Source organism: Vallitalea sediminicola (genome assembly GCF_054408565.1).
The window spans coordinates 1-10,791 of sequence record NZ_BTPT01000058.1; the positions used below are offsets into that span (position 1 = coordinate 1).

Below are 10,791 nucleotides of genomic sequence, written 5' to 3' on the forward strand. Positions count from 1 at the left end.
TTATATATTTAGTATACAAGGTATATATGATGTTTACACTTGAAGAAGCGAAAGAGTATTTCATGGCTATGGATTGCTCGAGGTTTCATATGGCACGAGAAAATAAATTGAAGTACGAGAAGTATGTTGATTTGAACATTAGTGAGCAAACTGAAATGAGGTGGAGAAGAGAAAAGTTCAATGATTTCTATGATTCAGCCATGAGTAGTAGTGAAAATAATTCATTATGGAAGTTAGTTAATAGAATGTATGATTTAGTATCTAGTACAAGGGATGTAGAAGATTTGATAAAGATACACTCTTTAATTGAACTCTCTATAAATAAATTATCTCCAAAAGACAGAATAATTATTGCAGAAACTATAATTGGACGTAAGGGTATTAGCGAAAGAAGTGGCTTAATCTTTTTGGCATATGACTTGAAGAATATTATCTTAGCTAAAGGCTATGCCAAAACAGCTAGTAAACTAGTTGATATAGCTAATTCAGTTAATGATGAAGATTTAACTTACAGACTTAAAAAGTGCAAACAGGTAAATCATGAAGTTATTAAGATTCTTAACCTATAAGCTGGTAGGGCTGTCAAAATCCCAGTAAAATTTTATAAGAAGTACCAGTTACGACTGTTGTAATTGGTACTTCGTTTTTGTGACTTGATATACCTGTTTACCACCCTTTCAAGCCATTTTCCAGTGGCAGGGGGTACATTAGCATACCACATATAAGAACAATACCTATATAACCAGTTACCCTTATACTTCTATGAAAATTCATTATTCTCTTTACGACTTATTGAATGTAGGCGGTGTTTATAGATTTTGAGGTTATTGACTAAAAGTATAACATTGGTTGGCGGAGTAACTCACCTAGTGATCTGTTATTACAACAAGAGATTACACGAATTTTTCAATAGACCTATACCTAGGTGAAAATAAAAGTATAATTATACATGTATTAATAAGTGTTGAGTACGGCAGAGAATAAGTATGAGAGTGAAGATTGTACAACTATTTTAAAAAATATTATTATACTATACAAACGTTATACCATTTTAAAAAGGTGATTTTGAACAATTCAAAAAGAACAGCTTTTATGGAATGGGCAAGACTTATTTATGGTTCCAGTAAAAAAAGAACAAGAGCAAGAATTTTGAGCAGGATTATTTTTTGGCTGAGTTACTTCACCGATAAAAGGTATATATGATACAATAGAAGATATCTACTCCGTGTTCACTCACCCAAAACAATTAGGATTTTTTATAACATTTGTAGCAAGCCTTCCCTTTTCATCTAAAAATAGAGAACTTATGAAACTTATGATATAGCAGACTTATGATAAATGGAAAGAGGAATACGAACTATTGGCAAGCAGAAGCTTGGGAGAAATTAATGAAAGGAACACCTGAAGCGACAGATATTCAAAAGAGGTGTTTGGAGAGTAGGTGAACAAAATGGCATTATCAGTTTATTTAAAGAAGAAAGTTGAAGATGAAAAAAACGTAATTTACTATTATGGTGAATATGGTGAAGAGGACGGCGTAATCAAAGTCAACAAAGATACTCTTGAAGTCGAAAAGATTAAAGCATCAAAAAGTTCAATTGATAAAATCATGTATTTAACTTCTGCATCTAAAATCATAAAAATGATAAAATCTGAAAGTGAATTACTTGAAACTATGAGTTACAATTCATAAGGGAGGAGATTATTCCACCAAGTACCGAATGAATCAAAACCATGATTACACTTTTGTAATATCTGTGAGAAATTTTTATGAAATTTCTCAATTAATATTAATCAAGGAAAGAATAAACTAAAATTCACTTAGTCAATATTCAAATGAGCCAGAAATACTATTCCATTCTAGACAATAAATGATTATTACTGATGCAAAAGTTCAAAACGGTATATTAAATATTGTAGTTAGATTGAGGAGAGGAAATATCATGCAACAGAAACGAAGACAATTGACGTTAGTTGAAAAATGGAATTGTGATATAGAGTCTTATAAAAAAGGTGGAGTGAAGTTGACATCTATACCTATGTGTGAAATGTGTAAATATTTTATTAAAGGGAATGTATTCCATTGTAAAAAATATGAAGGTATCAATGAGAAACCAGAGTATGTTGTTTTTCCTAAAAAAGAATGTCCCCAATTTGAGCATTTCAATCCAATATTATATAATTTTGTAGAGGAAAATGAAACAATTTATGCAGGAATACTAGGGTTTATAGTTGGTGATGCAATGGGGGTTCCAGTGGAATTTTGTTCTAGAGAAGAAAGAAAAATTGACCCGCTTGAAGAAATGAGAGCATACGGAACATATCATCAACCTTATGGAACCTGGTCTGATGATACATCATTAACATTGTGTTTATTAGAAAATATAACTGAAGGGTATTCTTTAGATAGGTTAGCTGAAAAGTTTATAAGGTTCTATATGAAAGGATATTTAACACCATATGGAGAAGTGTTTGACATTGGAAATGCTACAAGATTATCAATAGAAAAAATGATACAAGGAATAAGTCCTGTAGAATGTGGTGGTAATACAGAGATGGATAATGGAAATGGTTCATTAATGAGAGTATTACCTTTAGTATATTATTTAAAAGATATATCACCTATGGAAAAGATAAAAATTATTGAAAATGTTTCTTCATTAACTCATGCACATAGTCGTGCAAAATTAGCATGTATAATATATGTTGAATATGCTATAAATTTGATTAAAGGTAGCAATAAAAGCATTGCTTATAGGCAAACTATAGACTTTATAGATAAATATTGCTATGAAGATTATAATAAAGAAATATGTAATTTTAAAAGAATATTAGGAGGAGATATAGCTTTATTAAGTGAAGAGGATATAAATTCTACTGGATATGTAGTAGATACATTAGAAGCTTCACTGTGGGCATTTATGACAACTAATAATTATAGGGAAGCTATATTAAAAGGGATTAATCTCGGAGGCGATACAGATACAATTGGGGCAATAATTGGAGGAGTGGCTGGCATTTTTTATGGGATTAGGTCAATTCCTGATGTGTGGTTGCAATGTCTTGCACGAAATAGAGACATATATGAAATGATAGAAAAATTTATAATACAATTAAATGAAGATATATAAAATAATTTATTATCTAGATTAAGTTTTTGAAGACTCGTGGTTGGCGATAGATGTAAATTAAGAAAGAGGATTATTATGAATAAAAGTATATTATCACAAGATGAAGTTCTAAAAAAAGGAATAGAATTTACTGGAGATGTTTGTTATTCGGGAGAGTATGGTCAGCAGGTATACAACTTGCCTATTGAAGAAGGTGGAAAACCGATAACTGGATATGTTTATGAGAAGTATAATAATGGTAATATTAATTATTATTGCTATTATGAAAATGGAATTAAAGATGGCGAATGTATTGACTTTTATGAGACTGGAAAACTTAAGAGACATTGTATGATGGAAAAGGGACAAATACTTGGGAAAAATTATATATGGTATGAAAATGGCAATATTAAAACAAAAGAATTTTGTAAATATGGAATAGTAATGTCTTATAAAAAATTTGATGAAGATGGAAATATAATTGATAGTAAAAAAGAACCAAATCATGTAGAGAAGAGTTTGTTAGAAAAATATGAAAGATTATATGAAAGTCATCAAACAAAATGATAATGAAGAATAAAAATATGATGTTTGATAAAAAAAGCCAAATATAAGCAATAGATATACATAATATATTTTACCAATAATAAAAAAACATATTTACCAAACCAATAACATATGATAAAATATAATAAAAGTGATTACAAATGTAAGGTATTTCTGATATGTTTATTTTATCCCAGTATAAAATAATATCATACAACTTAAAAGCGTAATCCAATTACATCACATTACATATTCGAGAGGAGAAGCAGATGTTAAAAAAATGTATAAAAACAATTACTACCGTAACATTATCAATGATGTTAGGTATAACAAGTCTAGCAGGAGGCTGGGATGTATCTACTGCAGATGCTTGGGCACAACCAGAGATTGAAGATGCATATATGTATGACCTTATGCCTGAGAAATTAGTTATGAGTAATTTAAAAGATAGAATCACACGTGCAGAATTTGCAGCACTTGTTGTGAAAATGTATGAAAGTATGACAGGTGAAAGGGTTGAACAAGCACCTTTTGATACTTTTGAGGACTCAGAAGATGCTGATGTTCTAAAAGCCAATACTCTTGGTATCATGAAAGGCTCTAATGGAAAAGCCAATCCTAATAACTTAGTAACAAGACAAGAAATGGCAGCTATGTATTACAGAACTCTTGATAAGGTCTACAGTTATTATGGAGAAGAAATAGAAGCTACAGATGGAATTATAACAACTAATGATAAAGATTTAATTGCAAGCTGGTTCATAAAAGAAGTTGATTACATCAACGAAAACAATATCATGAAGGGTAGTAACGGTAACTTTAATCCACTAGATAATGCCCCAATAGAACAAGCTATCGTTGTAGTAAAAAGAGTTTATGAAGATGAATTAGACCTTATAAAAGGTACACGATTCATTGATTTATCAAAAGGATATACATATAAAGTAGACAAATACAGCAAGAATTTTACTGTTACATTTAAGGCAAACGGAAAATCAAATGTATTAAAAGCAAGTGACTATACAAGTTTAGATGTAATGATAAATGATTCAGATAACGCTAAGATATATTATTCAGAAACACATGATGATGCAATTGATGAAAAAGGGCTTACCACATATAGATATGATGTTAATACTAATGAGAGAACATGCTTAGATGATTGCTTCGGATACAAGGTATCAAATGTTGCACTAGTCAATAACGGTAAATATGAAGGCTATCTTTTAGTATATCCATTTGAAGATACTGTTTATGTCTATAATCAAAAATTAGATGAAATCTGCGTACTAGAAGGAATGGTTACAGCAGATAATGCCAGCAGTTTAATTGATAACAAACTAAACGGTCCAGATGATTATACACAAGGTTATATTATCAATGATGATGGATACGGTAATATATCAGTTACTTTCAACAATAATGGTAATACACAAGTAATAGTAACTTCTGAAGAAGGCGAATACAGAGCACCAAATCTAATTTCTAATGGATTTGGTGCCAAGGCTTTAAAAGATTATTCTAAGATATTCTTTATTGCAAGACAAAACCTTGATTTTATAAAACCTAATAGTTTATGTTACTATGATTTTGACCAGAAGAAATACGGTCAAATCGGAGAAATGAGCGTAGACGTCAAGGATTATAAAATAGTAGAATACAACAATGAATTCATAATAGTTGATACTGGTAAAAAAACATATGATGCCTATAGTAAGTACGGTGTTCATGAAACAAATCAAATATTCTCTTTTGATGAATCTATAATATGGGATAATCTTGATTCATACTTTACTACAGGACTAAAATTGGTAATGGATGGAACAATTGTGGCAAATGCTGAATATGGTCTATCTTGGACTTACACTAAAGGTAAAGAGTGGAGTTATAGTATTAGCATGGCTACAGCTGCAAAAGATAAAGGCGGACCAACAATGTATGCCTCAGCAGAAGAACGTAACTTACGTTATTATCAAAACAATGCAGTTTATGAATGTTTAATGCAAATAATGTCTGATGAAAAAGATAATGGGAACTCAGGTATTGTATTTAATGTAGAAAGTATAAAACCAGGTAATGATAATTATAAAGGATATTATGTAGGAATAGATCTTTATAAAAATTTATTGTTAATTGGAAAATCTAATTACAAGTGGACTAATTTAAAAGAGTTTAATATTGGTAATGATATAAAGAAAGGCGATTACATATACCTAAAAGTAGTTAGAAGCGGTTCAAGAATTACTGTATATGTGAATGGTAAATATATTGGAGAGATAACAGACAGTTCATATACTAATGGGGGAGGTATGGGATTCCGTTCATGGAATGCCAAATGTAACTATTATAACCTATATGCATATCCAAACAATTAATTAAGCTATCAATTAATATTTTATAATATGTTGTTTCATTCCCTTATTTTATGGAGTAAGATTTTTATATCTTACTCTGTTTTTTTATACTACCAAGTACATAATGTATTTATTTTCTTATTAAAAAGGGTCTACATTAACAAAGGAAAATCTTTTCTCTCCAAAACCATAGACAAACCCATACTCAATTTGTATAATTAACTTAGCATAAAAGATAATCACTATCCAGTATTATGATACGTATGTTTTAATAATTGGATTAGGTTAATAAAGTATAAAGAATAAGGAATGTGGGAAAGGAACAAAAAAATGAAAAAAGGAAATATCTATCGAGAAGCAAGAGAAAAATACAATGATAACAATCCATCTCCTCTCAACAGAGAAGAAGCAGCTGATAGATTACATGTCAGTGCTGCGACGCTAGGAAGATATGAAACAGGTGAGAATGCACCAAGTCCAGAAATTGTATACGCAATGAGTAAAGTATATGAGAACCCAGTTCTAAGACGCAAACACTGTTCAGAGTGCTGTCTTATCGGTAAAGAGGATCATCCATACACAGCTCCAAAAACACTATTTGAATCTGGTTATGGACTAATAAATGCCAATAGGGTACTGGAATCTTTTAAAAATGAACTATTTGAAGTTTTGGCTGATGGAATCGTTGATAAAAATGAGATTATCAGGCTTAGACAGATAATACCTCAGATTAAAAATATACAAAAATTACTTAGCGATATAGAAATAGAAATAGAGAAACGTTCACTAAGATATGATATAGACAAGTAAAAGACAATTAAATATGGTAAATTATATGAATGCTACATTAATCTAATATATATATCAATTATGAGTCAGCCTATTAGATAAATGTAACATTTTTGTTATTGAGACTTATATGATGCTACTCTATAATAATAGTATAAACGAAATTAATACCACAATAAAATATTTTATGTGTATTTATACTATAAGCTTTAGGAGGCATACAATTATGAAACATACAATAATAGGAGCAGTTTTAGGAGCTATAATCTGCTTTCTACTTGGAATATTAATACTACCAGTTATGAGCTTAAAATTCGTAGGGGCAATATTCTTGATTATAGTTTTTGCTGCAATAATAACATTAGTTGGTTTCATTGGAGTATATGACAAAAAGAGCAGTAAACTACCAGTTATGATAGGTTCAGTTGTTATTATACTTTCAGTAGGCTATCTAATAATTGGTGGAATCGCATCTTCAGCGATATTTAACTCAGGTACTAAACAGAAAATGTTAGATGTTGAAGAAGTTGTTTTTAACGAAACAGTCCCTAACGTAGATATGGAAAACCTTATAATATGGGACGAATCAGATGCAATAAGGTTTGGTGAAAAGTTAATTACAGAAAAAGACCCTTCACTTGGTTCAATGTACTCTATTTCTGAGGAATACGGGACACTTTCTGTAATAGATGGCAAACCATTTTGGTTATTTCCATTAGAACACTCAAGCTTTTTTAAATACATCAAGAATAAATCTATACCGGGTTATATAAAAGTAAATGCAACAACAGGTAAGGCAGAATTCGCTGATACAGAATTCAGTGTTGCACCATCAGCATTTTTTAGCAATGATCTCAAGAGGGTAGTATATTCGAAATATAAAAACTATGGTCTAACTGATTATTCATTTGAAGAAGATACAGAAGGAAATCCAAAATGGGTTATTACAGCTTACACACATAAAACTGGATTTTCTACTAAAGAAGTAAAAGGTGTAATAATAGTGGATCCAGTAACAAAAGATGTTGAATTTTTTAATAAAGGTGAACAACCTGAATGGGTAGATAGAGTTACTTCAGCTAATATATTCTATGAACAGTTAACTTATTGGGGAAAATATATTAATGGTTGGTGGAATCCTTCAGATACAGGAAAACTAAAAAATACAGAAAATATTGGATATGTTTTCAAAGATGGTAACGTATATTTCTACACAGGAATTACATCTTATGGAGGAGATGAAGCTACAACTGGATTCTTAATATATAATCCTCGTACTAGCAAAGCACACTATAATAGAATATCAGGGTCAACAGAGCAAAAGGCAATAGGTTTAATGGAAGAATTGGTTCAGAATGCTGGCTATACAGCTAAATATCCATATTTAATTAACATAAATGGTGAATCAACCTATCTATCAACACTAAAAGGGAATAGTGGTAATGTAGTCGGATATGCATTATGCTCAGTTAAGAACTATAGAGCAGTTGCATGGGGTAAAACTCTTAGAGAAGCCCAGACTAAGTACAATAGAATATTGATTACAGAGGGGAATAATACTAATGCATTAAGTGATCAATTTGATTCATTTGACCATAGCTCTGGAATAGTATCAAGGGTTGGAGTATTCAAAGAAGGATATTTCCTAATTAAAATAGAAGGAAAAGATACTCTATTTGTTGTATCAGCTGACCAATATCCATTGGTAGCACTTACTGAAAAAGGCGACCAAGTAGTTATAACATATATTGAGACAGAAGAAATAAACAAAATAGATGCTATAGAATTCAAGAACAGTTCAATAAAATAATTAATAAATAAGGGCTAAAATAATTAATAAAGAGGGCAATTATGTATAATATTGATATGCTATTTAATGATACCATCTACCTTACAATTCATGTAATTGGTTTTCTGTTAGTAACAAAGGGTTAAAAAATAGATAACCGCTTAGTTTAATTTCTAAGTCGGTTATCTATTTTGATATACACTAAATATATTTTATGCTGCTATACTAACTTTATCAGTATTATGGTCTTTTACCATATTTCTTATCCATTTATAAGACTTGAATCTTTTAATCATAAAAACACACTTAATGATTTCTTCAATAGCTGTGAATCCAACAACAATATGTACTGGCAAATGCAATACAAAAGCAGCTACATAAGCTAAAGGTATACCAATAAACCAAAGGGTAATCCCTTGTAGAATAGAACCATAAGTAGCATCTCCGCCACCCCTTAGTATTCCTACTATCATAACCATATTAAAGACTTTGATGGTCATAATGGCTGAATATACATAGAGAATGAAGGTTGATGATAGCTTAACTTCTTCTGAAACATTAAAGGATGAGACTATAGGTTTTGCCATACCGAATAGTAATATTCCTAATATAAGAGCTATCAATATAGATATTTTAGCGATTTTCTTAGAAGATTCTTTTGCTACATCTTCTCTATTAGCTCCAATTTCATTCCCTATAACAACAACAGCTGCATACGAAAGTCCAAATGCAAATATCATAAATAAATTCATGATAGTAGAGCATATCTGCATTGAAGCTGTTGCACGTTTACCAATATGAGAATAGATAGCCATATAAGTTACATTACCAAAACCCCAACAAGCCTCATTCAGAACGATTGGCAAAGTAACATTGTTTAATGTAGTAGATAGCTTGCTAGATAAACCTTTAAGGTCACTTAATCTGATATTTAATATTTTATCCTTAAAATAAACAACAAATAGGATAAGACTACACTCACATATTCTTGCAATAAGAGTAGCTATAGCAGCCCCTTCGGTTTGAAGTTCAGGCATTCCAAAATTACCAAATATAAGAGCATAATTAAGGACACCATTAACTGTAAGACCTAATAAACTAGCAAACATAGGTAACTTAGTATTTCCGATACTTCTAAGTGCAGCAGCAAAAACAAATGATATACCTGTAAAAACATAACTGATTACAGTTATATGCAAATACTGGCTACCAACTGTAACAATAGAAGCATCCTTATTAAATAATGCTATAATTTTTTCTGGAACCGCAAGACCAAGAATTAAGAATATGGATATTACCATTAAGCTCACAACTAATGATTTGCTTAGAACCTTTTTAATATTATCCTTATCATTATTACCCCATAACTGAGCAATTAAAACTCCGCCACCACCAGCTATTCCTAGAATGAATAAGGTGAATAGAAAATAATATTGGTTAGCGATACCTACAGAAGCTAACTCAGTTTCACCTACTTTTCCTATCATCATTGTATCAAGCATATTTAGTGAGGATGTTATCAAACTTTGCAAAACAATTGGTAAAGTTAGTATCAATAGATTCTTATAAAAATTTTTATCTTTTTTATAGTCTTTAATTATATTAAGTGACATATAAAGACTCCTTTCATATGTATAGTAGTGGCTTATAATTTTCCAAAAAAAAAGAACTGCCACTTGGAGTTTTTTTGAAGTGGAGGTTCAACACTTTGATATATAAATATATATATCCCAATATTTAATTGCTGGATAGTATTATAAATTCCTGTATAATTATAAGGACTATATGAGATTTTGTCAATAAAAATTTAAAACAATTATTTTATTTTATTATTGTAAAAGCTTAATTTCTAATTTATTATATGCTATAATTACTCAGTATAATAGACTTAAGAAGCTATAAAAATCGAATTAAATAATTACTATAGAGTAGTAATTATTTAGTTTTAGTCAACTTATAAAATAAAGAAAAATATATTGAACTTATTGAAATGGATGTATAGATGTTTTAGTTCAATAAATATATAGATTACAATAATGTAAGATTCATATTGTATATGTAAGTTATTCCAATGGAATATAAACTTTTTTTTAGATATAATGTACTAAGTAATTCATAAATAAGATATATAAAAATTAGCCAGCTATAGATGTACTTGTATGATAGGAGGAATAAATATGTTCGGGTCTTTGACAGTTGCATA

At 30.0% G+C, this 10,791-nt stretch carries 8 protein-coding genes; 7 read left to right on the forward strand and 1 reads right to left on the reverse strand.

Annotation, left to right across the window (positions count from 1 at the left end; genetic code table 11):
• From ACX6CF_RS20570 to ACX6CF_RS20600, 7 genes are all read left to right on the forward strand, one after another.
• A partial coding sequence (locus ACX6CF_RS20570) for a hypothetical protein (protein ID WP_458787241.1) occupies positions 1–569 on the forward strand: 569 nt, incomplete at its 5' end.
• An 881-nt stretch (positions 570–1,450) separates the two neighbouring features.
• Entirely contained in the window at positions 1,451–1,693 is a 243-nt protein-coding gene (locus ACX6CF_RS20575) for a hypothetical protein (RefSeq protein ID WP_458787242.1), read from the forward strand.
• Positions 1,694–1,943: 250 nt separating this feature from the next.
• On the forward strand, positions 1,944–3,131 hold the full coding sequence (locus tag ACX6CF_RS20580; RefSeq protein ID WP_458787243.1) for an ADP-ribosylglycohydrolase family protein: 1,188 nt from the start codon (positions 1,944–1,946) through the stop codon (positions 3,129–3,131).
• A gap of 75 nt (positions 3,132–3,206) precedes the next feature.
• Positions 3,207–3,677: a toxin-antitoxin system YwqK family antitoxin gene (locus tag ACX6CF_RS20585; protein ID WP_458787244.1), complete on the forward strand. Its 471-nt coding sequence runs from the start codon at positions 3,207–3,209 to the stop codon at positions 3,675–3,677.
• Positions 3,678–3,925: 248 nt separating this feature from the next.
• The gene (locus ACX6CF_RS20590; RefSeq protein WP_458787245.1) at positions 3,926–6,031 is read left to right on the forward strand and encodes an S-layer homology domain-containing protein; all 2,106 of its coding nucleotides are present in this window, start codon (positions 3,926–3,928) and stop codon (positions 6,029–6,031) included.
• Positions 6,032–6,340: 309 nt separating this feature from the next.
• The gene (locus tag ACX6CF_RS20595) at positions 6,341–6,820 is read left to right on the forward strand and encodes a helix-turn-helix domain-containing protein (RefSeq protein ID WP_458787246.1); all 480 of its coding nucleotides are present in this window, start codon (positions 6,341–6,343) and stop codon (positions 6,818–6,820) included.
• Between the two features lie 205 nt (positions 6,821–7,025).
• Entirely contained in the window at positions 7,026–8,609 is a 1,584-nt protein-coding gene (locus tag ACX6CF_RS20600; RefSeq protein WP_458787247.1) for an energy-coupling factor transporter transmembrane component T family protein, read from the forward strand.
• 191 nt (positions 8,610–8,800) lie between these two features.
• Here ACX6CF_RS20600 and ACX6CF_RS20605 read toward each other — a convergent pair whose 3' ends face one another.
• Entirely contained in the window at positions 8,801–10,201 is a 1,401-nt protein-coding gene (locus ACX6CF_RS20605; protein ID WP_458787248.1) for an MATE family efflux transporter, read from the reverse strand.
• Between the last annotated feature and the right edge of the window lie 590 nt (positions 10,202–10,791).

Excerpts from the sequence above, each read along its gene's own strand:
- ACX6CF_RS20575 (WP_458787242.1), top strand. The coding sequence starts at position 1,451 with ATGGCATTATCAGTTTATTTAAAGAAGAAAGTTGAAGATGAAAAAAAC.
- ACX6CF_RS20580 (WP_458787243.1), top strand. The coding sequence starts at position 1,944 with ATGCAACAGAAACGAAGACAATTGACGTTAGTTGAAAAATGGAATTGT.
- ACX6CF_RS20585 (WP_458787244.1), top strand. The coding sequence starts at position 3,207 with ATGAATAAAAGTATATTATCACAAGATGAAGTTCTAAAAAAAGGAATA.
- ACX6CF_RS20590 (WP_458787245.1), top strand. The coding sequence starts at position 3,926 with ATGTTAAAAAAATGTATAAAAACAATTACTACCGTAACATTATCAATG.
- ACX6CF_RS20595 (WP_458787246.1), top strand. The coding sequence starts at position 6,341 with ATGAAAAAAGGAAATATCTATCGAGAAGCAAGAGAAAAATACAATGAT.
- ACX6CF_RS20600 (WP_458787247.1), top strand. The coding sequence starts at position 7,026 with ATGAAACATACAATAATAGGAGCAGTTTTAGGAGCTATAATCTGCTTT.
- ACX6CF_RS20605 (WP_458787248.1), bottom strand. The coding sequence starts at position 10,201 with ATGTCACTTAATATAATTAAAGACTATAAAAAAGATAAAAATTTTTAT.